The sequence below is a fragment of the Shewanella loihica PV-4 genome (assembly GCF_000016065.1).
GTDB lineage: Bacteria > Pseudomonadota > Gammaproteobacteria > Enterobacterales > Shewanellaceae > Shewanella > Shewanella loihica.
In genome coordinates, this window is record NC_009092.1 from 4138831 (window position 1) to 4162843 (window position 24013).

A 24013-nucleotide genomic window follows, 5' to 3' on the forward strand; every position below is an offset into this window, starting at 1 on the left:
TTACCTTAACTTTAAGGTTGCTAAGCCTAGCAACACCAGGAAGAGGGAGATGATCCAGAAACGCACGATCACCCTGGGCTCGGGCCAACCTTTCAGCTCGTAGTGGTGATGGATGGGTGCCATCCTGAAGATACGTTGACCGCGCAGCTTATAGGAGCCGACCTGCAGGATCACAGAAACTGTCTCCATCACGAAAACGCCCCCCATGATCACCAATAGGATCTCCTGACGCACCAACACGGCGATGGTGCCCAATGCCGCCCCCAGAGAAAGGGAGCCCACGTCACCCATGAAGACCTGGGCCGGATAGGTGTTGAACCACAAAAAGCCCAATCCCGCACCGACGATGGCGGTACAGACGATCACCAGCTCGCCCGAGCCAGGCAGATAAGGAATATGCAGGTAGTTGGCAAACTGCACGTGGCCAGACAGATAGGCGATCAACGCAAAAGCAGCAGCTACCATCACGGTCGGCATAATCGCCAGACCATCCAGACCATCGGTCAGGTTCACCGCGTTGCTCGAACCTACTATGGTGAAGTAAGCCAGCAGGATGAAGAAGGCGCCCAGCTGTGGCATCACATCCTTAAAGAAGGGCAAGACCAGTTGGGTTTCGCCTTCACTGCCCGCCGAGGCGTACAGATAGAAGGCGATGGCCAAGGCAGCCAGGGATTGCAAGATATACTTCCAGCGCGCGATAAGCCCCTTGGTGTCCTTGCGCACTACCTTGCGATAATCGTCGATAAAGCCGATAAGGCCGAAGGCGCCCAGCACGAAGAGCATGACCCACACGTAGCGGCTACCCAGATCGCCCCACAGCAATACGCTGATAAAGACGCCGGCCAAGATCAACAGGCCACCCATGGTCGGTGTGCCTCGCTTGGCAAAATGCGACTCGGGTCCTTCATTACGGACCACCTGACCTATCTGCAGCAGTTGCAGACGCTCGATCATCTTGGGTCCCCACCACAGGCTAAACACCATGGCGGTCAACAGCCCCAGGATCGCCCTGAAGGTCACATATGAGAAAACGTTAAACCCGGTATAAAACTGGGTTAGATACTCAGCCAGATAAACCAGCATTAAAACAACTCCTTGCGCTCAAAGGCGGCAATGAGGGCCTCGACAACCCGCTCCATTCTGGCGCTTCGAGACCCCTTAACTAACACAGTCACCTTGCCGGTTAACTGGTTAAAATAACTAACTAAATCAACAACCAATGCATCTAAGTCGGTGAAATGCTTGCCGGCGAAAGCTTCGCTACTCGCCCGACTCAACTCTCCCAGTGAATACAAGGCATCGATCCCCTGCTGCTTGGCCTTCTCGCCCAGCTGCCGATGTAAAAGGGACGCATTGTCACCTAATTCGCCCAAATCGCCCAGCACTAAACAGCGATTTCCTTCAATTTCTTGAAGCCAGTCGATTGCCGCTCCCACCGAGGCCGGATTGGCGTTATAGGTGTCGTCTATCAGCAAGAAACGTCCCAGACGCGTCGGCTGCATACGCCCCTTCACGGGTTGTAACCGCATAAGCCCTTGAACTATCTCATCCAGCGACAATCCCAGCGCCAAACAGATGCTGGTCGCCGCCAGGGCGTTACTCACCTGATGACGGCCCGACAACGGCAGGCTGACGGTACGCTGCTCATCCAGATACGCGATTCGAAAGCGATAACAGCCCAAGGCGTCGGCGCTGAGCTCATCGGCGCTGACATCTGCAGGATTCCCCTGGGATGAAAAACTCAACTGGGTATGGCTAGCGGCCGCGCGGCGCATCACATCGGCAAATGCGTCGTCTGCGTTGATCACGGCGACGCCATCCTTAGCCAGGTGGAGGAAGATCTCAGACTTGGCCTTAGCCACGCCTTCGAGCGAGCCAAAACCCTCTAAATGCGCCGAGGCGACATTATTAACCATCGCCACATCGGGTTGCACTAAAGATGAAGTGTAATTAATCTCACCGAGATGATTGGCACCCAGTTCGAACACGCCATATTCGTGTTGCGGCTCGAGGCGCAGCAGGGTCAGGGGCACGCCGACTTCGTTGTTGAAGTTGCCCGCGGTATAGAGCACCTGATGCTGGGTCGACAATATAGTCGCCACCATCTCCTTGACGCTGGTCTTGCCGTTCGAGCCGGTCAGGGCCACGCTCTTGGGCGCGACGCACTGCTTCACATGGGCACCAATCTGGCCCATGGCTTTCTGGCTGTTAGCCACTATGAGTTGCGGCGCGGCAATCGGTAGTTCACGCTCCACCAGCAGGGCGCTGGCGCCATCCATCACCGCCTTGGCCGCAAAATCGTGGGCATCGAAACGTTCACCTTTTAAGGCGACAAACAGAGTCTGTGCATCCACCACCCGGCTATCGCTCGATACCTTGCTGACGCTTAAATCGTCGCCGATATGCTTGGCATTCAGTACCTTGGCGAGCTCTGACAGTTTAAGTGGGATCATTTGCCGCCCCTCGCAATTGCCGCCGCCAGGGCGCGTTCATCATAATCCAGGCGTTTGCCGGCGATCTCCTGATAGGTCTCATGACCCTTACCGGCCAGCAAAATGAGGTCGCCGTTGGAGGCCAGGGTCACCACCTCGCGGATCGCCTGTTGTCTATCGACCTGAGTCAGGGCGATCTGCGGCTTGTTGAGTCCGGCCAATACATCTTGAATGATCGCCATGGGATCTTCGCTGCGAGCATTGTCGCTGGTCACCATGACGCAGTCGGCATTCTCCTCGGCGGCGCGGGCCATCAAGGGCCGCTTGCCCTTGTCACGGTCGCCGCCACAGCCAAAGACACACCACAGCTTGCCGCGGCAGTGACCACGCAGGGCTCGCAGCGCCTGCTCTATGGCGTCCGGCGTGTGGGCGTAATCCACCACCAGGGTGACACCTTCTTGCGTGGTGAAACGCTCCATGCGTCCCGCCACAGGTTTGAGGCTGGACACCTGAGTCAACAGCTGCGCCATGGCGTAGCCGCTCAGATAGAGGGCGCCCAAGGCCGCGACTAAGTTAGACAGGTTGAAGATACCCAGCAGGGGCGAGTCGATCTTCGCCTCGCCTTCGGGCCAGACTAAGGTCGCGCTAACGCCTTGGCTATGCTGCTTGACCTCTTTGGTATAGATAGCAGCGCCTTCCTGGCCTTGAATACTAAAGCCCACCAAGCCCTTGCAGCGTTTATCCTGGATCCACTGACGCCCAACAGGGTCGTCTAGGTTGATCAAGCCGTGGCTCAGTGAACTGAATCTAAACAGGCGCTGCTTAGCCGCGCCATAGGCATCCATAGAACCGTGATAATCCAGATGATCCCGACTCAAGTTAGTAAACACGGCCACATCGAAAGGCACTGCGTCTACGCGCCCCTGCACCAAGCCATGGCTGGACACCTCCATGGCGCACACGGCGGTGCCCTGGCGGTCAAAATCTTCTAGCTGGCGCATCACGGTAATGGGATCCGCCGTGGTATTACCGCTGTCGACCAGCTGGCCCCACAGGCCATTACCTAGGGTGCCCATGACGGCGGCCGGCTTGCCCAGACCGTCGCTTAGCTGAGCGATAAGTTGGGTTACGGATGTCTTACCATTGGTGCCGGTCACGCCGATCAGCTTGATCCTATCCCGTCCCAACACATAGAGCTGAGAGGCGAGCGCCGACAGCTGACGCTGCAGCTGAAAGAAATAGATACGCAGGCCATTGTCCTGACTCACCTTGCCATGCTCTGCCGGGTCGTCGGTATGAATAAGTGCCGCTACGGCTCCTTGCGACAGGGCGGTATCGACATAGTCTCTGCCATCGACCCTGTGACCAGGCACGGCGACAAACACGCTGCCCTGGCCTATCTCTCGACTATCCAGCGTCAGATGGCTGAGGGACTCGCCACCGGCATAATGAAACCAGGGGGCTAGGAGATCGCATAGGTGCATTATTCGCCCCTCCTGACATTACCGGCCAATTGAACTTTTTCTCGAGCGCTGATCGGCTCAACATTTAACATCTGTAGTGCCCCTGACATCACTTTGGCAAACACGGGAGCGGCCACATCGCCGCCATAATAACGATCGCCCTTGGGCTCATTGACTACCACCACCATGGCGAGTCTCGGATTGTGTACGGGCGCGACCCCGGCAAACAGGGCGACATAATCTTCACCATAGCCACCGGCCACGGCCTTACGGGCGGTACCCGTCTTACCCGCAACCGGGTAGCCGTCGATATGGGCCTTCTTGGCCGTGCCGCCTGGCTCGGTTACCCCGATCAGCATCTGCATCACGCTGCGGGCCACCTCGGGAGAGATCACCTGCTCGCCCTCGGGCTCCTTCTTCAGCTTGAGGATCGATGAGGGATAAAGCACGCCGCCGCTACCCAACATGGCGTACATGCGGGCGATCTGCAGTGGTGTGACGGTCAGGGCATAACCGAAGGAGAGAGTTGCCCGCTCAAAATCGGACCAACGTCGACGGTCGTGAATAAGACCGGCGCTCTCGCCCGGCAGGTTGATGCCAGAATAGTTACCCAGCCCCATGGCCTGATAGTAACCCAGCAGCTCCTGTACCGGCATAGACAAAGCGATCTGTGTCATCCCCACGTTACTGGAATGCACCAAGACATCACCGAGAGACATGTCGCCATAGTTGCGACCGTCGCGCACTATCTTGCCGCCGATACGCACGCGGCCCGGATGTGTTTTGAAGATCTGATCTTCCTTGATGGTGCCGGCCTCGAGCGCCGCGGCGACCACGAAGGGCTTGATGGTGGAACCCGGCTCATAGGCGTCGGTCAGGGCCCGGTTACGCATGCGATAGCTTTGCAGGTTATCCCGGGAGTTAGGGTTGTAGCTGGGGGTATTAGCCATGGCCAACACCTCGCCGGTGTGCACGTCGAGCACCACGATAGAGGCCGAGGTAGCCTGATTGATCTCGGTGGCGCGCTTGATCTCGCGGTAGGCCAGCTGCTGAATGCGCTGATCGATACTCAGCACTAGATCGTTAGAGCTCTCGCCGGTCTGTACCGTATCCAGACGCTCGACCACGTGACCGTCGCGGGACTTACGTACCTTATGTTTGGTGGGCGTACCTGTGAGCCAGTCGTTGTAGGTGCTCTCGATCCCTTCGATGCCCTTATCGTCGATATTGGTCAGGCCCACCAGCTGCGCGCTGATCTCACTGGTAGGATAGTAGCGGCGCGATTCGGCCTTGAGGTAGACGCCGGGCAGCTTAAGCTGCTTGATATACTCGGCCACCGCAGGTGTAACCTGACGCTTTAAGTAGGTAAAACGTTTCTTGGGGTTAGTCTGCACTCGCGCCAGGATCTCCTCCTTGGGCTCGTGCAGCACGTCGGCCAGCGCCTGCCAGCGGCGCATATCGGCGAAGCCGTTACGATCGTGCACCACCTTAGGATCGGCGTAGACCGCCTTGACGGGTACGCTCACCGCCAGCATCTCACCGTTACGGTCGGTGATCATGCCACGGTGCACCTCGTTACTCGTGGTACGCAGGGTGCGCATGTCACTCTCGTGACGCAGTTTTTCAGGCTCTATGATCTGAATATAGGCGGCGCGGCCCACCAGGCTGGTAAACAGCAGACACACGAAACCGACCACGACGTAGAGACGCCAGTGGATCAGCTGTGGTTTCTGTTTACGTTTCGCCTGCTTGCTCATGGTACTCTCACCACCACTTCTTCGTTGGGTAACGGCCGCTTCATCTCCAGCTCTTTCGTGGCAATCCGTGTCACCCTGCTATGTTCCGACTGCGACTGCTCTTCCAGCAACAGGTTGCGCCATTCGATATCCAAGCGGTCACGCTCCTGCAGCAACTGATCCCACTGGCTGGTGTACTTGCGACTGGAATGGCTGGTGTAAACCACCAAAATGGCATTCGCAATCACAATAAAAGCCATCAATAGCACCCACTTGTGGTGCCAAAGATCGAGTAATACGATACGAGTCAGGTTAAGTTGTGACTTACTCACTAGCGTTCCCCTAGTCTCTTACGTCTGCTCGACAGGATTAGTAGTCTAATCGCTCGGCAACCCGCAACACTGAGCTACGCGCTCTGGCATTGCGGTCAATCTCCTCGGCCGACGGCTTAATCGCCTTACCCACGGCCTTGAGTAATCGTGTCTTATTTATTTCGGCCTCGGTCAGCGGTAACCCGTGGGGCACAGACTCACCTTGGCTATGGCGGCGAATAAAACGCTTCACCATACGGTCTTCCAGCGAATGGAAGCTGATCACCGACAGACGTCCCTGGGGCGCCAATACCGTAACCGCCCCTTCCAGCGCCTGATCGATCTGCTCCAGCTCGCTGTTGATATAGATACGGATCGCCTGAAACACACGGGTCGCCGGATGCTTATTACGCTCCTTGCTCTTGCTCACCCGAGCGATCAGATCCGCCAGCTCCTTGGTACGCAAGAAAGGCGTCTTGTCTCTGTCGGCGGCGATGCAGCGGGCGATATGGCGGGCGTTCTTCTCCTCGCCATAGGTCTTAAATACCCAGGCCATATCTTCTATCTCGGCGCGGGCCAGCCACTCGGCGGCGGTCTCCCCCTGGGAGTTGTCCATGCGCATGTCCAGCGGACCGTCACGCAGGAAACTAAAGCCACGCTCGGCATCGTCTAGCTGAGGGGAAGAGACCCCAAAGTCGAACAGAATGCCGTCGATCTTGCCTCTGAGGCCGAGATCGTCGACATATTGGGCCAGCTGGCCAAAACCACCGTGAACGATAGAAAAACGCGCATCATCGGCAAATTGCTCTGCGGCGGCGATCGCCTGAGGATCGCGGTCGATGGCGATCAGGCGACCATTAGGGCCCAATTGCTTGAGCACTTCACGAGAGTGTCCGCCGCGGCCGAAGGTGCCATCGATATAGATGCCCTCTGGCTTGATGTTGAGTCCGGCTACTGTTTCCGTCAGCAGCACGGATAAATGCGCAAATTCTTGAGTCATCGCTCTCTTCTTTAACTTATGGTTATTCTCTTATCACAAAGAGAAGTCCGCCAAACGCTCACTATTGGCAAAGGCATCGCTTTGAATCGTTTCACGGCTAAGTTCAATCTGTTGCTGCCAGGCCGCCTCATCCCACAGCTCAAACTTGTTCAATTGCCCCACCAGCATGGCATGCTTGTCCAGATTGGCATATTGGCGTAGCGGTGGGGGCAGTAGCAGGCGACCATTGCTGTCTAACTCGCACTCATGGGCGTAACCGAGTAACAAGCGCTTCATGGCGCGTTCTGGTCCCTGGGTATCCGACAGCAGTAACAGCTTGGCTTCTATCGCTTTCCAAGCCTCGAGTGGATAGATGAGCAAACAGGCGGCATCGAAATCGACCGTGATCACCAGCTGGCTGTTAAAATCGACGTGCAGGCGCTCGCGGTATCGCTTTGGGATCGCGATCCGGCCTTTGGCGTCAAGATTAATAGCACTCGCTCCACGAAACACGTTAGCTCGTCCTTGTTTTTCTGGTTAATAGATCCACAAATATCCACAATTTCCCACAAATGCTAAGTTTAGAGATAGTGTGCAAGCATTGTCAAGGGATGCCACCATTTATAAAGCCAGTATTCAAGCGGGTTCGCAGCCAGTTTGTAAATTTGTAACTACAGCCAAACCAGGGACAATTTGTGGGAATTTCAGGGTCAAATATGTTGAAAAAACAAACAGAAGTGGAGGACCTACAGGCTTTGGTGGATCGATAAGTGGATCGCCGTCCCAAATTCAGGCCATGATCTGTGGGATCGGCGCGAGCAGATGAAACCGACGCGTCTGTTCGACCCTAAGCAGTTGGAGTCACGCCCATTATGCCTTGCCCAAAGGCAGCTTGATCCCTATGATGGCCAATAAAAACACAAAATCATGCTAACACCCAAACAGAGCCGCTGGCTTCGAAAATCACACAAATGGTTGACCCTGTTCATGGGGGCACAACTCCTCATCTGGTTAATTTCCGGCCTTTATATGGTGATCATGGATATCGACTATATCCATGGCGATCATCTCGTTGACGAGTCCAGGCTCACGCTGGACGCTAGTCAGCTAACCATATCGCCCGAGGCGATCCTCTCACGCTATCCCGAGGCCAATAGACTAGAGCTACTCCCTACAGCCCTTGGCCCTGTCTATAAACTCAGGCTCGACGGCAAACCTCTCTATCTCTCTGGCCAAGATGGCGAGCCGCTCGAGCCGCTAAACCAACAGGATGCGATGCGGCTTGCTGGCTTGCTTCATCCCGGCGACCTATCAAACGCCAGCAGTGAGCTGTTAACCGAATCGGCACCGGCCGAGATAGGTGGGCGTCACCTGCCCCTGTGGCAGATAAACCTTAACGATGCCTTCGACTCACGCCTCTACATCTCGGCCAGCAGCGGCGAGTTAGTGGCCAAGCGCCACGACTTCTGGCGCCTGTTCGACTTCATGTGGATGCTGCACATCATGGACTATGACACAAGGGAAGATGTGCACAATCCGCTGCTGACCGGCTTTAGTCTGCTGGCGCTACTGACGGCGCTTTCCGGCGCCCTGCTACTGCTCATCGCCTTTAAACGGGGCGAGGAGGAGCCAGCATGAGACTTAGCATAATTAGCGCAAGAAGTTTACATCGCATCCTGGGGCTCATCGTCGGTGCCCAGCTTCTCATCTGGACCCTAACCGGACTGGCCTTTAACCTGATCGACGATCAGCTATTAGATGCCAATGTCATGCGCACCAAGCCTGGCAAAGAACAGCAAAACAGCGTCAGGTTAATTCAACCGACAGTGACATTGGCAGAGATAATGGCAGAAATGACAAACCAACAGACAAACAGTGCCTATCAGCAAATAGACCTGAAACGCGTCGAGCTCGCCGCGCTGCTGGAGCGCCCGGTCTATCGCCTGAGGACGAGCGCCGGCACCCTCGCCTTTTGGGGCGATACCGGCGAGGCGGTGAACCTGGATAACGAGCAGCTGATACGGCTCGCCCGGCAGAGTTATTTAGGGGAGGTCAGGCTCTCCTCTCCCATTGTCGATAAAGAAGCAGCGCAGCGCTATGGCGGCAACCCGGCCTTCTATCGTTTCGATACCCAGGATAAGCTAGGCACACAGATCTTCATCGACGGCCAGAGCGGTCAGGTCAAGGCCCACGAAAACCAGGGCTCGCGATTCAAGCAGCTGCTCTTCATGCTGCACTTTATCGACTATTTCCCGAATAATGGCGTGAGCTTCAATCACCTGGCGACCCAGCTGATTGCCTTCGCCGCCCTGCTGCTCGGTCTCAGTGGCGCCTGGGTACTGGTGCGCAAACTGGCCGCCGGTGACTACTTCAGCTGGCAGGTAAATAGAAGCGCAGACAAGGGTAAGCGGCAATTAACCTTACTCTCCCCGGACGGTGAGCCGCTCGAAAGCCTCATACTGGCGCCGGGCAATCTGCTAGATAATCTTAACCACGACAGAACCCGCATCCCCAGCCAGTGTGGCGGTGGTGGTCAGTGCGGCATGTGCCGCGTCCGCTTCCTGGAGCAGGCGCCGCAGGCGACCGTCGAAGAGCAAACTCGCCTCAAGCAGGAACATTTAGCCCTGGGCATTCGCCTCAGCTGTCAGCATAATTGCCACCAAGGCAAGATAGCGCTCACCAGCCGCGCGCAGCTAAGGTTCTGGCAGAAGGCACAGAGTGATGCCGAGCAGGCAGTGCGTCCGGCTCAGGCCTCCTCGTAAACGAAAGCGACCCTAGTGAACGACAGAAGCCTTCTTGACCGAAAGCTGCCCTCATGAACGAAACGGCCACTTTGAACGAATATAGCGAACAAGATGTCTAAATTTTAAGCAGAAGCGGCCGATAAATAGGTTAGAGGAGTTACACCTAACCGAAAGAGGAGGAGAGATGGTTGCCCTAGATAGCCTGTACGCCATGTTAGCCAGACCGGTACAACGCGTGGTAACACGTAAGCGCGTGGTGGATCAGACTGAACACATAGATGCCATCCATGCCGACAGTCATGAGGCGCCCCAGTCGCAGCTGCCGCCCCATCTGGAACGTCGTCGCCAGACTGACAGGCGCATCAACCCCAGACCCGGACGCGACGATCGCCGCGGCCAGGCGAGACGCCTACAGGCCCAGAAACAGGCCGAAGAAGAGGCAGAAAAAGAAGCGCTGAATTCACCACTGCCCCGTATCGATATCGACGTCTAGTATCGACTGCTAATATCAACGCCTAATGTCAGTATCTAGCGGTTAAGCCACAGATTCGCTGGTCACCTGAGCAACCGCGCGTTTCCATCCAAGATACAAGGCTTCACGTTCATCGTCGGCAATGGCTGGCTTAAAGCAGCGCTCCACGCCCGCCTTGTGTTTCAATTCGGCTGTCGATTGCCAAAAGCCTACCGCGAGTCCCGCCAGGAAAGCCGCCCCCATGGCCGTGGTTTCCGTCACCTTAGGTCGCTGCACCTCGACATCGGTAATATCCGCCTGAAACTGCATCAGAAAATCGTTGGCGACCGCGCCACCATCCACCTTGAGCTGTTTCAGCTGCACGCCACTGTCTTTGGTCATGGCATCGAGCAGATCCCGGCTCTGATAGGCGATCGCCTCGAGGGCGGCACGAATGATATGGTTGCGATTCGCGCCCCTGGAGAGGCCGACCAAGGCGCCGCGGGCGCTGGCATCCCAGTAAGGCGCCCCGAGCCCCACGAAGGCCGGCACCAGATACACACCGTTGTTGTCGCTGACCTTAAGGGCAAAATATTCCGTGTCCTGGGCATCGCGGATCAGCCCCAGCTCATCGCGCAGCCACTGAATGGTGGCGCCTCCCATGAAGACCGAGCCCTCCAGGGCATAGTTGACCTCGCCCTTTGGCCCCACGGCTATGGTGGTCAGCAGGCCATGGTTAGATTGCACCGCCTGCAGACCTGTGTTCATCAACAGGAAACAGCCTGTGCCATAGGTATTCTTTGCCATCCCCTCGTCGATACACAGCTGACCGAACAGGGCCGATTGTTGATCCCCCGCCATACCGGCCACGGGGATCTCGCCACCCTCCCCGGCAATTCGGGTCTTGCCATACACGGCGCAGGAGGGCTTCACCTCGGGCAGGATACTCGCGGGAATTTCCAGCGCCTCGAGCAACACAGGATCCCAGGCCTGCTGATGTATGTTGTACAGCATGGTGCGTGAAGCATTGGTGGGATCTGTCACATGCACCTTACCCTCGGTAAGTTTCCACACCAGCCAGGTATCTATGGTGCCAAACAGCAGCTCACCGGCCTCGGCCTTCTCTCTGGCGCCCTCGACATTGTCTAGGATCCAACGGATCTTGGTAGCCGAGAAATAGGGGTCTAACACCAAGCCTGTATTCTGCCTGATGTAATCCTCATAGCCCTCCGCCCTCAGGGATTCACACAGGGGTTGGCTGCGGCGACACTGCCAGACGATGGCGTTATAGATGGGTTTACCCGTGGCCTTGTCCCACAGGACAGTGGTTTCACGCTGATTGGTGATGCCGATGCTAGCGACTTCGTCGCTGTGGATCCCCGCTCTGGCGAGCGCCTCGATCAGGGTCGAGCTCTGGGAGGCCCAGATCTCCATGGGATCGTGTTCCACCCAACCCACCTTAGGATAGATCTGGGAAAATTCTCGCTGGGAGATGGCGACCACATTGGCGTCGTGATCGAAGATGATGGTACGCGAACTGGTCGTGCCCTGATCGAGCGCGATGACATACTTCTGCTGCACGAACGCCTCCGCTACTGCTGGTTAGGCTGGTTCGGATCGAGCTCTGGCTCTGGCTCAGACTCGACTTGCTCGGCGGCCTCTAACTGCTCGTCACAGGCGTGGGCGGGCAGATACCAAAACTCGGCTATCTTACCGTCCTGCACGCGGAAATTACCTACGCTGCACTGGCTGAGTTGCTCACCATCGTTCTCCCAGGTCACACGCTCTACCGTGCTGACATAGTGAGAAGAGTCGATCAGCTCGAGTATGGTGGCCTGGGCGCCGGTGAGGGTCTCGAAATAGTCTGTCATGGCGGCGCCAAATTGCGCCTTATCCGAGGTTTCAACCTCTATCTTGCTGCCAGAGATATGCATCCAGCGCACATCGTCCGACACATGGGTCAGCATTTTCTCGACACTGTGCTGGTTATAGGCGTCGATAAACCCTTTCACCACTTGCGTCGCACTCGGGTCGGCGAAGGCCGATATCGGCAGTAATGCTATGCTTGCAGCCAGAAGATAGGGTTTCATGGGACACCTCTTATTGTTGGTTCATCGCGCCTATCGCCCCGCTCTGTTGGCTGTGGGGCAATAGTGGATCGATTAGCGCTAAAAATATGTTGATAATTAGACGAATATAATCCGATGAAGTTCAGATAGCCAACAAATATTCAGATAAAAAAATGCCCCACATAGGTGAGGCATTTTCGTTTAACTTAACTAGCCCTTGGGCTTTAAGTTGCACTAGGGCATTAAGTTACATCTTGTAGCTTAACTGAGCGCCCAGCAACCAGACATCGCCACCCGCTTCACCGTTAAAGCTCACCTGAGCCAGGTTCATCAGGTTCATGGTCTCGTTGATCGGCGCATCACCGTGGGCCTTGATGTAAGTCACGGCAAAGTCCAAAGTCAGGTTCTTAGAGGCTTGATAGCCAGCACCCGCACTGAACCACAGACGGTCTGAATCGGGGATAGTGATGGTGCGATACTCATCTTCTACCGCCGTCTTATCCAGCGCCACACCACCTCGTACCAGCCACTTATCGCTTAGCTGATAGCTGGTGCCCAGGGCAAAACGCCAGTTGTCTTTAAAGTTCTCAACCTTCACCAGGTCCGACTCCAGGCCGCCAACAGGCTTCTGCTCGCCTGGGAAGTAAGCCACCAGTTGATCGAACACGCTCCACTGGGTCCAGTTAATGCTGGCATGCATCGCCCAGTTGTCGGTGAGCTGATGGTAAGAGGCCAACTCGGCAAAGGCTGGTAGCTCGAGTGGCATATAACCCTCGATCTCCACATCCTGACCACCGTTGTAGATCAGGCCAGAGGCATGACCGTCGAGTTCCAGCTCGACGCCACTGTGATAGGCCAGACCGATACGGTGCGCCGGGTTGATCTGCCAGCTGGCACCCAGCTGCCAACCGTAGCCAATATCATCGCCTTCCATCGATTTCAGGCTAGTGCCACCTGGTGGTAGTGCGCCTGCGATCTCGGCAGGCAGAGTAGGGATCGCCTTGATGCCATCGACCCAAGCCGGCGTAGAGGCGCCAATCTTACCTTCGCCATAGACGATACGCAGGCCCGCACCGACAGAAACGGCCTCAGACACCTTGTAAGCCAGATTTGGATTGAACTCCACAGTGGTCACTGAAGTTTCTTTACCAAAGATAGCGGTAGGATGCGTGCTCGGCACCTCGGTCGCCAGACCATAGTTAGAGTTAACCGCTAAACCCCAGGTCCACTGGTCGTTAAGCTGGTTAGAATAGTAGAAGTTAGGCACCAGGGCGTCGTCAGCCACATCCAGGGCATCGGCGTTCATGGTCACACCCTGAGGCCCTAACACAGGTGAAGCCAGAGTCACGTCGCCCTCAACGTCGACGTTTGGCATTACATAGATACCACCCAGCGACAGCTGACGTCCCTCGAGGTAGGTCAACATAGCAGGGTTGCGCGCCTGAGCAGCGGCGTTGTCGGCCATGGCCGCCTCACCCGCAAAGGCACGGCCTAGACCCGTGGCAGAATATTCGGCAAGTTGAAATCCAGCGGCCTGAACTTGAGATAGCGGCGTGGCGATGGCAGCAACTACAGCTAAAGATAAAATATGCTTCTTCATCATGGCTCTCTTGTTATTATGACAACCTAGAGCAAAGGCTCCAGATATTGAGTGAGCCGCAGTCTACTGATGCAGAATATCTTTACAAGCAAATAATGAATTTAAGCGAATAATGCTGGCTAAAACGCCTAAATAGCATACAAAAACCAGCCAAAACCGACTTTTAAACGCCAACCAAAGTACAAAAATGTGATCTACGTTCACTTAATGGGGTTTACAAAAATCAGAAATCACAAATAAAGATCAATAATATCAACCAATTAAAACAAATACGTTTGATTAACACCTGTACGCCTGAAAACAGTAAAACCACCAGCATAAATCACTAGCTAATTGTGCATATGACTAGCTAACGGCTGGATACCACAATAAATAACTGAAAAATATAGACTTAACAAGATTCATTACCACTAATGTAAACAAAAAGCCGACCACAGCAAACTGTGATCGGCTCTATTCGATAACCCTAAGGTACAGATGTACGCCTAATTTCTAGTACGTCAAACTCCTAAAGCGTCTAATCCCTAAAACATGTATCGGGCGCAAAGAGTTAGGCCTTCTTAGCTTTAGGCCCGCCAGCCGGGGATTTCGGTTTCATAAGCCGCTATCGCCTCGCCGTAACCCAGGCTGATGCCTATGGCATCCAGGCCGTTTAGCAGGTTATGACGTGCCGACGGGGCGATTTCGAAGCTAAAGCTTGCGCCCGAAGGAGAGGTCACAGTCTGTGCCTGCAGATCCACGCTCACCTGAGCGCCCTCTTCGGCTTCAACCTCTCGCATCAACTGCACCACCTCCGCCTCGGTGAGGCGAACCGGCAAAAGGCCGTTGTTGATGGCGTTGCCATAGAAGATATCGGCAAAACTTGGCGCTATGATCACCCTAAGGCCAAAATCGGCCAGGGCCCAGGGCGCATGTTCACGACTCGAGCCACAACCAAAGTTCTCCTTAGCCAGCAAGATAGAGGCTCCTTGGTAACGGGGCCGATTCAGGCTGAACTCAGGATTAGGCTGATCGCCGGCATCGTCCAGATAACGCCAGTCGTGAAACAGGTGAACCCCGAAACCGTCACGGGTGACCTTAGAGAGAAACTGCTTAGGGATGATCTGATCCGTATCGATATTGGCACTGTCGATGATCACCGCAAGCCCTGTATGTGTGGTAAATGGTTGCATCTCTCCCTCCTAGTATGGCTTGCGAATATCGACGAAATGACCGGCAATCGCCGCGGCGGCGGCCATGGCAGGGCTCACCAGGTGAGTGCGGCTACCGCGTCCCTGACGACCCTCGAAGTTACGGTTACTGGTCGAGGCGCAGCGATCCCCGGCCTCCAGCCTGTCATCGTTCATCGCCAGACACATGGAGCAACCCGGCAGACGCCATTCAAACCCAGCATCGATAAAGATCTTATCCAGGCCTTCCGCCTCCGCCTGCTCCTTCACCAAGCCTGAGCCCGGCACCACGATAGCCGTGACACCGGCGGCCACTTTACGCCCCTTGGCCTGCTGAGCCGCCGAGCGCAGATCTTCGATGCGCGAATTGGTACAGGAGCCGATAAACACCTTGTTAATGCTCACGTCAGTCATCTGAGTGCCAGGGGTGAGCGCCACATAGTCCAGTGCCTTCTCGATACTCGCCTTCACCGTCGGGTTTGTCTCATCTTCAGGGTTAGGCACGCACTGATCGATCGCCACCACTTGGCCTGGGTTAGTGCCCCAGGTCAGCTGAGGCGCGATATCGCTCGCCTCCAGCACCACATGGGCATCGAACATGGCATCCTCGTCCGACTTCAGCGCCTTCCAAGCGGCGACCGCCTGCTGCCAAGCTTCGCCCTTAGGCGCAAACTCACGGCCTTCTAGGTAATCAATGGTGGTCTGATCCGGCGCTATCATGCCCGCCTTGGCGCCCATCTCGATCGCCATGTTACAGACTGTCATGCGCCCTTCCATCGACAGGGCGGCAATCGCCTCGCCGCAGAACTCCACCACATAACCCGTGCCGCCATCCATGCCTATCTTGCCTATGATGGCCAGCACGATATCTTTGGCGGTGATCCCATCGGCCACCAGGCCGCGCACCTCAATCTTCATGGTCTTGGCTTTCAGCTGGCGCAGGGTTTGGGTGGCCATCACATGCTCCACCTCAGAGGTGCCGATGCCGAAGGCCAGGGCGCCAAAGGCGCCATGGGTCGCCGTGTGCGAGTCGCCGCACACAATCACAGTGCCCGGCAGGGTGATACCAAGCTCGGGGCCCATCACGTGGACAATCCCCTGATTCTTATGATGAATATCGTATAAACGCACACCAAACTCTTTACAGTTTTGTGCCAGCGTCTCCACCTGAGTGCGCGCCATGGGGCTGAGCGCATCCAGGCTGGCGCTCTTGGTCGAGGTGTTGTGATCCATGGTGGCAAAGGTCTTCTCTGGCGCCCGTAATTTACGGCCGGCGACTTTCAAGCCGCTGAAGGCCTGGGGCGAGGTCACCTCATGCACCAGATGGCGATCGACATAGATAAGCGGCGCCTCACCTTCGGGGGCGGCTACGATATGGCTATCCCATACCTTTTCATACAGTGTCTTCGCCATTAGTTTGCCTCTCTGACTGCTTGGGCAATATAGTCGCCCATCTCGCGGGTTGATTTTGCCTTGTCACGCTGATCCGCGGGCAAGAGTTCTCCAGTTAAATAGCCATCGCTCAATGCTTTGGCGACCGCATCTTCAATCGCCTTGGCCGCCGCTTCTTCCTTGAGGCTATGACGCAGCAGCAGCGCCGCAGACAGGATCTGCGCTATCGGGTTGGCGATGCCTTGGCCGGCGATATCCGGCGCGCTGCCACCGGCAGGTTCATACAGACCGAAGCCATCGCTGTTGAGACTCACCGATGAAAGCAAGCCCATGGAGCCGGTCAGCATGGCGATCTCATCTGAGATGATGTCGCCAAACAGGTTTGAGCAGAGCATCACATCGAAATCGAAGGGGCGACGCAGCAGCTGCATGGTGGCGTTATCGATATAGATATGCTCGAGCGCCACATCCGGGAACTCCTTGGCCACCTCTTCAACCACTTCACGCCACAACACAGAGCAGGCCAGTACGTTGGCCTTATCCACAGAGGTTACCTTCTTGCGACGACCTCGAGCAGCCTCAAAGGCGATCTTGGCGATGCGGCGCACCTCGCGGCGGCTATAGCGCATGGTGTCAAAAGCCTCTTCCTGCTCGCCCTCACCCTGGCGCCCTTTGGGCTTACCGAAGTAGATGCCACCGGTCAGCTCGCGCACGCAAAGCACGTCGAAGCCCTGGGCCGAGATGTCGCTACGCAGCGGCGACATATGCTCCAGGCCAACATGTAGCTTGGCCGGACGCATGTTACAAAACAGCTCGAAGTGCCCCCGCAGCGGTAATAAGGCGCCACGCTCTGGCTGATCATTTGGAGGCAGATGTTCCCACTTAGGGCCACCTACCGAGCCGAATAGGATAGCGTCGGCCTCCTCGCAGCCCTTCAGGGTCGACTCGGGTAGCGGACAACCATGATGGTCGATGGCCGCGCCGCCCACATCATATTCGCTATACTCGATATCCAACGAGAAACGCTCTTCCACCGCCTTTAGCACCTTGCGTGCTTCGGCCATAACCTCGGGGCCGATCCCATCACCGGCCAATACCGCGACTTGATAACTCATACCTCAAGTGACTCCCTGCAATTAATTGTCTTTATGCTGTTTAATTCGAAATTTGTTATACGCCGCCTAACTCGGTGCGCGCCTGTTTTAACTTATGCTTGTTTTCGGCCACCTTGTCCGCGCGCCAGGTCAGATTCATCACGTGGATCAGCGCCGCTGCCGAGGCCTCGACCACATCGGTCGCCAGGCCCACACCATGGAAGCTCTGATCATGATACTTGGCGGTGATATCCACCTGTCCCAGGGCATCTTGCCCTTGGCCCTTGGCGCTAAGCTGATAGCTGCTGATGTTGATCTCACAGCCGCTGGCGCGGGCAATCGCCTTGTAGGCCGCATCGACCGGGCCGTTACCCGTTGCCGCCTCTGTTACCGCCTTGCCGTCTATGCTTAGGGTCACTGTGGCGGTGGCCTGTCCCTGAGTCGAATCTGAGTGCACCACCAGCTGCTGCAAGCCATAGTGGTTTTCATCTTCCGCCTGAGCCTCTACATATACCAAGGCCTCCAGGTCATAGTCGAACACCTGCCCCTTCTTGTCAGCCAGCTTCAGGAAGGCCTCGTACAGGGTGTCCATATCATAGTCTTGCTCGCCATAGCCCATCTCTTCCATGCGATGCTTGATCACGTGGCGGCCGGAGCGGGAGGTCATGTTCAGGTTGTTGCGGTTCAGGCCGATACTCTCTGGCGTCATAATCTCGTAGGTGTTTTGTGACTTCAGCACGCCATCCTGATGGATACCCGAGGAGTGGGTGAAGGCGTTGGCGCCGACGATCGCCTTGTTGGCCTGTACCGGCATGTTACACAGCTGACTCACCAGATTAGAGGTGCGGTGGATCTCTTTGGCGTTGATCCCCGTCTCCAGCCCCAGGCTGGCCTTGCGAGTGGCGATGATCATGGCGATCTCTTCCAGAGAGCAGTTACCGGCGCGCTCGCCGATGCCATTGACGGTACACTCGATCTGACGCGCCCCATGCTGCACCGCGGTAATAGAGTTTGCCACCGACAAGCCCAAGTCGTCGTGACAGTGCACCGAGATCACCGCCTGATCGATATTCGGTACCCTGTCGAACAGGTTTTGAATGATGCCGCCAAATTCGCTCGGCACCGTATAACCAACTGTGTCGGGAATGTTGATAGTCTTGGCGCCCGCCTTGATGGCGGCCTCGACCATGCGGCACAGGTTATCTATTGGGGTACGACCGGCGTCTTCACAGGAGAACTCCACATCATCGGTGAAGCGGCGGGCATATTTCACCGCACCGACCGCCATGTCCAGCACCTGATCGAAGGAGCGCTTAAGCTTACTCTCCACGTGTATGGTCGAGGTCGAGATAAAGGTGTGGATACGGAACTGCTCCGCCACCGACAAGGACTGGGCCGCGGCGTCGATATCTTTCTCAAGCGCCCTGGCAAGTGCACAGACCCGGCTATTCTTGATGGTGCGGGCAATGGTCTGCACCGACTCGAAATCACCCGGCGATGAGACGGGAAATCCCACCTCCATGACGTCCACTCCCAGACGCTCGAGTGACAGTGCTATCTGTAGCTTTTCCTTAACCGTTAAACTCGCCGCTAATGCTTGCTCACCATCTCGTAAGGTCGTATCAAATATTATCACTCGGTTAGACATCTGGTTTCTCCATGGTACGTCTAGGCTCTAATTTTGGGTGTTCGTCGAATCCATAAACAAAAAAACCCCGCGTTGTTGGGCGCGGGGTTTATGAATGATGGGTGTGTTATTAAGCGTGCAACACTACATTCTCCGCGCAGGACCTGCGAGAATGAGAATAAGGAGGCTGAGGAGTGCACGGTTAATAGTCGTCATTGTATTCAGTAAAAGTAATTAATTATTCGTTTCGCTTCGAAAGATTGATTAATATTTAACGTGTGTCTGTTCAATAGTCAACCCCATATTTTTCATGTTTGCCACATTAGACCAGATAAAAATCTTGATTAACTGCGCAAATCTAACCATTTATTTGCTCACAAGAGTGACTAAGTGATTAAATTCAGCATACTAGGTCATTTGTCGAGCATTCCCTCTGATTCCAATCGCAGGCGCTATTTTTTATGCAATTGCTGATGAAAAATCAGTATAATGCCGCCAAAGGAAACAGAAACAGCACACTCGTTCCGGAGCTTTTAAAAATGGATTTTCGTCTCATAGTGTTAAGTCTCAGCCTCTGGCTGATCCCAGCTTATGGGGACACTATGACAGAGTTAGATGAGTTGGCCCAAACCGTCTACCAATATCCCAACAAGACACTGACACAGATCTCGGCGCTGGAACAACGCCTGGATCAGGAAGCCACGTCTGAAGAAAATCGTCTGCGCCTCTCGCTGCTCAAATGTGAGGCCTTCGTGCAGCTGGGCGAAAACGAAGCCGCCATCAACCTGGGCCGCATGAGTGAGGCCAAGGCCAAGTCGCTCAAGCTTAATCAGCTCAGCCCCTACTTTCTCAACTGTATGGCCGCGGCCTATATCGATTATGGCGACCTCAGACAGGCGCTGACCCTGCTGGATTCCGCCATCTACCTCTCTCGCGAGCAACAGCAGCCCCAGTCCTTAGTCAACGGCCTGATGCTGCGTGGCAAGATAGATACCCATATCGAAAGCCAGAGCAGCGCGCTGGAAGATCTACGCCTAGCCCAAGATATCTACCCGGATACCGAGAAACAGAGACCTCAATGGCTCACCCCGCCAAGGCCCTATGTGCAACTGGCCATGGCCGAACTGCTGCGAACCAAGGGCCTCTACAATCAGGCGTTCAATAATGCCAAGGGTGCGCTGGATAGCGAACAGACCACGGGAAAGGTGAGGCTGACAGTGCTACTCACCCTGGCCAAGATCGCCCACTACAACCAAGAGGTGAAGTTCAGGGACGACATGGTGCTCGAGGCCAAGATACTGCTGCCCGAACTCGCCACGGCGACTGAGCTGGCCGAGAGTTATACCCAACTGGCAGAAATTGAGTTTCTACGGGGAAATGATAAGAGCGCCATTCAGCTGCTCAATATCGCCCTCAACACCTTCGACAAGCAGAAGAAGATCAACGACAGCCTGAGGGCCAATCGTCTACTGGCCAATATTCAATTGGCGAACGGCGAGCAGGCCCTGGGGACAGAGCTGATGCAGAAGGCGATCGCCATCGGCGAGCGCACCAATCAGTTTGACGAGCTCGTCTATTGCTACGGCATCCTGAGCCGCTACTTTGCCGACATAGGCCAATACAAGGACGCCTATCAGTATCAGCTGAAACGCTTCGAGATGGCCCAGCGCAGCTATGAGTTTCTTAAAGACACTCGACTGCTGCAGATCAAGGCCCAGCTGGGACGTTACCAGCAGCTGGCACAGGACAATCAGCCTAAGCCCATCAAGCTCGATGCCCACATCAGCGACAGCTATGGTCTTATCGGCATCCTGGTGCTCTTCCTGCTGCTGACGCTGTTTATTCTGCTCAACCGTATCAGAATGCCTAAGACGCCGCTGCAGGTGAGCCAGAGAGATGAGCCGATGAGCACCCAGGAGAAGATGGAGGCCCTGCTGACCAGCGCCAAGCAGATAGGTTTTCCTATCACCATCTTGCTGATCAATCCCAGCCATCTGGCCAAGGCCGATGTCGACAGGCTACTGACCCGTTTGTCACAGAAGATCCGCCAGCAGGATATCTTGCTGAGCACCAGCGCCGATCAGATATTGATCATGCTGCCCTTCACCTCGCTGGCGGGCGCCCAGCTTATCGCCCGCCAGCTGAGCGCCATCATAGAGCCGCTACAAAATGGCGCCCGGGTTAGCATGGGGATGGCGGTGATGCAGCATCACGACACCCTCTCCTCCTTAGTTAAAAGGGCCAGTGTCGATCAACTGAGTAAATACAGCGGTCAGCAGGCACACTAAGCTTGGTAGCAAGCAGCGCCTGAATATACAGAGTCTTGGTAAGCAGAGCCTGAGTTAGCAAAATATTGGCTAGCTGCGGGTGAGGTAGTCGTTGATCTCGTCAAGAAACTCGCCGCCGAAACGATTTAGCTTGGTCTCGCCCACGCCGTTCACCGCCAGCATCTCGCCGGGGCTGGTCGGCAACATGGCGGCCATCTCCGCCAATGTGGCGTCGTTAAACACCAGATAGGGCGGCACATCCAACTCTTCTGCCAGGCTGCGACGCAGCTGCTTCAGGCGGGCAAACAGTTTCCTGTCGTAGTTAATCGGTGCCCGGCTACTGCTGCGACGCTTCACATGTGTGGTGATGCTGATCCGCGGCTCGGCGAGCTGCAACGGCAGCTCCCCCTTAAGCACTGCCCGCGCCTGAGGATTAAGCTTAATGGCCGAACCTCTGGTGATATCCTGACTGGCGAAACCCAGGTGAATGATCTGACGTATGATACTGAGCCAGAACTCATGGCTCTTCTCCTTGCCTATACCCCAGGTCGACAGCTTGTCGTGGCCACGGTCGACCACAGAGGCCGCCTTGGAGCCGCGCAGCACCTCGATAAGATGATTTACACCAAACTTCTGCTGCAGGCGGAAGATGCAGGAGAGCACCTTCTGGGCATCCTCGACGCCGTCGTACCGCTTGGGTGGGTCTAAGCAGATATCACAGTTTCCGCAAGGCTCGGACGCACTCTCGTCGAAGTAATGCAGCAGCACCTGACGGCGACAGGTTTGCGCCTCGGCAAAGGCCGCCATGGTATTGAGCTTGTGGTACTCCACCTGCTGCTGCGGACCCGGCTCCTGCTGCTCGATGAGATGGCGCACCCGTCCGATATCGGCGGGATCGAACAGCATAAAGGCCTCGGCATCCAGGCCATCACGGCCGGCGCGGCCCGTCTCCTGGTAATAGGCCTCGACGCTCTTGGGAATATCGTAATGCACCACGAAGCGCACGTTGGACTTGTTGATCCCCATGCCAAAAGCCACGGTGGCTACCACGATATCTAATTGATCTTTTAGGAAACGTTCCTGAATATCGGCGCGCTCCTCCTGGGTTTTGCCCGCGTGATAAGCATCGGCATGATAGCCCTGCATACGCAGACGCTCGGCCACCTCATCCACCCGACGACGACTGCTACAGTAGATGATGCCACTGTTGCCATTCTGCGCCTGGATAAACTGCCTGAGCTGATTGGCGGCGTTGAGCTTCTCCGCCACGGTATAACGAATGTTGGGGCGATCGAAGCTGGTGAGCAGCTCAAAGGGCGCTATACCCAGTCGCTGGCAGATATCCTCGCGCGTCGCCTTGTCGGCAGTAGCCGTTAGCGCCATCATGGGCACCCGAGGAAACAGCTGCTTCAGCTGACCAAGGGCCGCATATTCGGGGCGGAAGTCGTGCCCCCACTGGGAAATACAGTGAGCCTCGTCGATGGCAAACAGGGAGAGCGGCAGGTTATGCAGACGCTCGATGAAGCTGTCGGTCAGCAGGCGCTCGGGTGATACATACAAGAGCTTGAGTTCGCCGTTATGCAGCTGGCGATAGATGGTCAGCGCCTCTTCCCGCGACTGTGACGAGTTGAGGTAGGCCGCGGCCACGCCCATCTGTTTCAGGCTATCGACCTGATCTTTCATCAGGGAGATCAGCGGCGACACCACCAGGGTCAGCCCGTGTAAGACGAGTGCCGGCAGCTGATAACACAGGCTCTTACCGCCGCCGGTAGGCATTATAACCAGAGCATCCTGGCCGCCGCAGACCTGCTCTATCACCTCACGCTGACCCGTCCTGAAGGTGCGATAGCCAAACACCGTCTGCAGGCAGGCGGCGAGCGGATCGCTATCGGTCACGTCGGGAGAAGTTAAGGCTAAGTCCATGGCGCTCGGTAATCATTAATTTGGCCGCTTATTCTAATCAAGCCGGCTCGGCTTGTCTCATCTATCCGGGTATTAATTACCACCTCGCCCCCATCGATTGATGAAATTTTATCCGCAGGCTTGCCTCGCCCAGTGCATTAGCGATAGATTAAATGCTCTAACCATTAGGCTAACGAATGCCCAAACTTTACCCGCTTGTCCCCAGCAAGCAGCGTAGGACAAAACAAGGAGTGCCCCTATGACGACGCCCATACAAGCGCAGACCCTGGCCAGTGTAGCCGATATCTTCGATACCAAGGTGCCCTTTCATAACCTCTTGGGGATGGATATCAAGCGTTACGATCTGCAGGGCGTCGAGGTCGAGGTGAAGATGAAGAAAGACCTCATAGGCAACATTCATCAGCAGATCCTCCACGGCGGCGTGACCGCTACCGTACTAGATGTGGTGGGCGGCCTGACGGCCTTCTCTGGCCTGGTAGCCAGCCGAGACGACTGGTGTTTAGAAGATCTGCAGCAGCGCCTAAAAACCTTAGGCACCATAGATCTGCGTATCGATTATCTCAGACCAGGGCGCGGCGAGATCTTTACCGGCACGGGCACAGTGATCAGGGCCGGTAACCGAGTCTCAGTCTGCCGCATGGAGCTGCACAACGAGAAGGGCTCGCATATAGCCTTCGGCACTGGCACTTACATGGTGGGCTAGCCAGCTAATCCCTCTATAAATTACCGTCAATTTAGTGAGACGCGCTGGCAAGA

Annotated in this window: 20 protein-coding genes; 5 read left to right on the forward strand and 15 right to left on the reverse strand. The window is 55.8% G+C overall.

Going from position 1 to position 24013, the window contains the following annotated elements:
* Genes mraY through mraZ form a run of 7 tightly spaced genes read right to left on the reverse strand, consistent with a single transcriptional unit; the run spans position 1 to position 7434 of the window.
* Positions 1-1083, reverse strand: coding sequence for a phospho-N-acetylmuramoyl-pentapeptide-transferase (gene mraY, locus SHEW_RS17925; RefSeq protein ID WP_011867252.1), 1083 nt, complete (start codon positions 1081-1083; stop codon positions 1-3).
* A complete protein-coding gene (locus SHEW_RS17930; RefSeq protein ID WP_011867253.1) occupies positions 1083-2453 on the reverse strand; it encodes a UDP-N-acetylmuramoyl-tripeptide--D-alanyl-D-alanine ligase in 1371 nt (456 codons plus the stop codon). Before SHEW_RS17930 ends, mraY begins: the two co-directional genes overlap by 1 nt.
* Positions 2450-3919, reverse strand: a complete 1470-nt coding sequence (gene murE / locus SHEW_RS17935) for a UDP-N-acetylmuramoyl-L-alanyl-D-glutamate--2,6-diaminopimelate ligase (protein ID WP_041406759.1) — start codon at positions 3917-3919, stop codon at positions 2450-2452. The genes SHEW_RS17930 and murE overlap by 4 nt, the downstream gene beginning before the upstream one ends.
* Complete coding sequence (locus SHEW_RS17940; protein WP_011867255.1) at positions 3916-5652, reverse strand: peptidoglycan glycosyltransferase FtsI; 1737 nt, start codon at positions 5650-5652, stop codon at positions 3916-3918. The genes murE and SHEW_RS17940 overlap by 4 nt, the downstream gene beginning before the upstream one ends.
* On the reverse strand, positions 5649-5963 hold the full coding sequence (ftsL, locus tag SHEW_RS17945) for a cell division protein FtsL (protein ID WP_011867256.1): 315 nt from the start codon (positions 5961-5963) through the stop codon (positions 5649-5651). The genes SHEW_RS17940 and ftsL overlap by 4 nt, the downstream gene beginning before the upstream one ends.
* A 37-nt stretch (positions 5964-6000) precedes the next feature.
* Positions 6001-6942, reverse strand: coding sequence for a 16S rRNA (cytosine(1402)-N(4))-methyltransferase RsmH (gene rsmH / locus SHEW_RS17950; RefSeq protein ID WP_011867257.1), 942 nt, complete (start codon positions 6940-6942; stop codon positions 6001-6003).
* Positions 6943-6975: 33 nt separating this feature from the next.
* On the reverse strand, positions 6976-7434 hold the full coding sequence (gene mraZ, locus SHEW_RS17955; protein WP_011867258.1) for a division/cell wall cluster transcriptional repressor MraZ: 459 nt from the start codon (positions 7432-7434) through the stop codon (positions 6976-6978).
* A gap of 414 nt (positions 7435-7848) precedes the next feature.
* On the opposite strand from mraZ, the gene SHEW_RS17960 reads away from it, so the two are divergent.
* From SHEW_RS17960 to SHEW_RS17970, 3 genes are all read left to right on the forward strand, one after another.
* Positions 7849-8559: a peptidase gene (locus SHEW_RS17960; protein WP_011867259.1), complete on the forward strand. Its 711-nt coding sequence runs from the start codon at positions 7849-7851 to the stop codon at positions 8557-8559.
* Positions 8556-9683: a PepSY domain-containing protein gene (locus SHEW_RS17965; protein WP_011867260.1), complete on the forward strand. Its 1128-nt coding sequence runs from the start codon at positions 8556-8558 to the stop codon at positions 9681-9683. Before SHEW_RS17960 ends, SHEW_RS17965 begins: the two co-directional genes overlap by 4 nt.
* 166 nt (positions 9684-9849) lie before the next feature.
* Positions 9850-10158 carry a hypothetical protein gene (locus tag SHEW_RS17970; RefSeq protein WP_011867261.1) on the forward strand — a complete coding sequence of 103 codons (309 nt, stop codon included), beginning with the start codon at positions 9850-9852 and terminating at the stop codon, positions 10156-10158.
* A 42-nt stretch (positions 10159-10200) separates the two neighbouring features.
* On the opposite strand, the gene glpK is transcribed toward SHEW_RS17970, so the two are convergent.
* The 7 genes from glpK to leuA all read right to left on the reverse strand — a co-directional run bounded on the left by glpK (position 10201) and on the right by leuA (position 19088).
* Complete coding sequence (gene glpK / locus SHEW_RS17975) at positions 10201-11697, reverse strand: glycerol kinase GlpK (protein WP_011867262.1); 1497 nt, start codon at positions 11695-11697, stop codon at positions 10201-10203.
* A gap of 11 nt (positions 11698-11708) precedes the next feature.
* Positions 11709-12206: a nuclear transport factor 2 family protein gene (locus SHEW_RS17980; protein ID WP_011867263.1), complete on the reverse strand. Its 498-nt coding sequence runs from the start codon at positions 12204-12206 to the stop codon at positions 11709-11711.
* A gap of 226 nt (positions 12207-12432) precedes the next feature.
* Positions 12433-13785, reverse strand: a complete 1353-nt coding sequence (locus tag SHEW_RS17985; RefSeq protein ID WP_041406760.1) for an outer membrane protein transport protein — start codon at positions 13783-13785, stop codon at positions 12433-12435.
* A 566-nt stretch (positions 13786-14351) separates the two neighbouring features.
* Positions 14352-14957, reverse strand: a complete 606-nt coding sequence (leuD, locus tag SHEW_RS17990) for a 3-isopropylmalate dehydratase small subunit (protein WP_011867265.1) — start codon at positions 14955-14957, stop codon at positions 14352-14354.
* Positions 14958-14966: 9 nt separating this feature from the next.
* A complete protein-coding gene (gene leuC, locus SHEW_RS17995) occupies positions 14967-16367 on the reverse strand; it encodes a 3-isopropylmalate dehydratase large subunit (RefSeq protein WP_011867266.1) in 1401 nt (466 codons plus the stop codon).
* A complete protein-coding gene (leuB, locus tag SHEW_RS18000) occupies positions 16367-17461 on the reverse strand; it encodes a 3-isopropylmalate dehydrogenase (RefSeq protein WP_011867267.1) in 1095 nt (364 codons plus the stop codon). Before leuB ends, leuC begins: the two co-directional genes overlap by 1 nt.
* A 55-nt stretch (positions 17462-17516) precedes the next feature.
* On the reverse strand, positions 17517-19088 hold the full coding sequence (leuA, locus tag SHEW_RS18005) for a 2-isopropylmalate synthase (RefSeq protein WP_011867268.1): 1572 nt from the start codon (positions 19086-19088) through the stop codon (positions 17517-17519).
* Positions 19089-19669: 581 nt separating this feature from the next.
* On the opposite strand from leuA, the gene SHEW_RS18010 reads away from it, so the two are divergent.
* Positions 19670-21355, forward strand: coding sequence for a nucleotidyl cyclase domain-containing protein (locus SHEW_RS18010; protein ID WP_150099987.1), 1686 nt, complete (start codon positions 19670-19672; stop codon positions 21353-21355).
* 69 nt (positions 21356-21424) lie between these two features.
* On the opposite strand, the gene recQ is transcribed toward SHEW_RS18010, so the two are convergent.
* Positions 21425-23257: a DNA helicase RecQ gene (gene recQ, locus SHEW_RS18015; RefSeq protein ID WP_011867270.1), complete on the reverse strand. Its 1833-nt coding sequence runs from the start codon at positions 23255-23257 to the stop codon at positions 21425-21427.
* A 238-nt stretch (positions 23258-23495) separates the two neighbouring features.
* Between recQ and SHEW_RS18020 the strand changes: the two genes are divergently transcribed.
* Positions 23496-23960 (forward strand): thioesterase family protein, encoded by a 465-nt coding sequence (locus SHEW_RS18020; RefSeq protein WP_011867271.1) that lies wholly within the window; start codon positions 23496-23498, stop codon positions 23958-23960.
* The last annotated feature ends 53 nt before the right edge of the window (positions 23961-24013 follow it).

What these genes read in the sequence shown, in the direction of transcription:
- mraY (WP_011867252.1), bottom strand. Translation starts at nt 1,083, where the DNA reads ATGCTGGTTTATCTGGCTGAGTATCTAACCCAGTTTTATACCGGGTTT.
- SHEW_RS17930 (WP_011867253.1), bottom strand. Translation starts at nt 2,453, where the DNA reads ATGATCCCACTTAAACTGTCAGAGCTCGCCAAGGTACTGAATGCCAAG.
- SHEW_RS17940 (WP_011867255.1), bottom strand. Translation starts at nt 5,652, where the DNA reads ATGAGCAAGCAGGCGAAACGTAAACAGAAACCACAGCTGATCCACTGG.
- rsmH (WP_011867257.1), bottom strand. Translation starts at nt 6,942, where the DNA reads ATGACTCAAGAATTTGCGCATTTATCCGTGCTGCTGACGGAAACAGTA.
- SHEW_RS17960 (WP_011867259.1), top strand. Translation starts at nt 7,849, where the DNA reads ATGCTAACACCCAAACAGAGCCGCTGGCTTCGAAAATCACACAAATGG.
- SHEW_RS17965 (WP_011867260.1), top strand. Translation starts at nt 8,556, where the DNA reads ATGAGACTTAGCATAATTAGCGCAAGAAGTTTACATCGCATCCTGGGG.
- SHEW_RS17970 (WP_011867261.1), top strand. Translation starts at nt 9,850, where the DNA reads ATGGTTGCCCTAGATAGCCTGTACGCCATGTTAGCCAGACCGGTACAA.
- SHEW_RS17980 (WP_011867263.1), bottom strand. Translation starts at nt 12,206, where the DNA reads ATGAAACCCTATCTTCTGGCTGCAAGCATAGCATTACTGCCGATATCG.
- SHEW_RS17985 (WP_041406760.1), bottom strand. Translation starts at nt 13,785, where the DNA reads ATGAAGAAGCATATTTTATCTTTAGCTGTAGTTGCTGCCATCGCCACG.
- leuD (WP_011867265.1), bottom strand. Translation starts at nt 14,957, where the DNA reads ATGCAACCATTTACCACACATACAGGGCTTGCGGTGATCATCGACAGT.
- leuC (WP_011867266.1), bottom strand. Translation starts at nt 16,367, where the DNA reads ATGGCGAAGACACTGTATGAAAAGGTATGGGATAGCCATATCGTAGCC.
- leuB (WP_011867267.1), bottom strand. Translation starts at nt 17,461, where the DNA reads ATGAGTTATCAAGTCGCGGTATTGGCCGGTGATGGGATCGGCCCCGAG.
- leuA (WP_011867268.1), bottom strand. Translation starts at nt 19,088, where the DNA reads ATGTCTAACCGAGTGATAATATTTGATACGACCTTACGAGATGGTGAG.
- SHEW_RS18010 (WP_150099987.1), top strand. Translation starts at nt 19,670, where the DNA reads ATGACAGAGTTAGATGAGTTGGCCCAAACCGTCTACCAATATCCCAAC.
- recQ (WP_011867270.1), bottom strand. Translation starts at nt 23,257, where the DNA reads ATGGACTTAGCCTTAACTTCTCCCGACGTGACCGATAGCGATCCGCTC.
- SHEW_RS18020 (WP_011867271.1), top strand. Translation starts at nt 23,496, where the DNA reads ATGACGACGCCCATACAAGCGCAGACCCTGGCCAGTGTAGCCGATATC.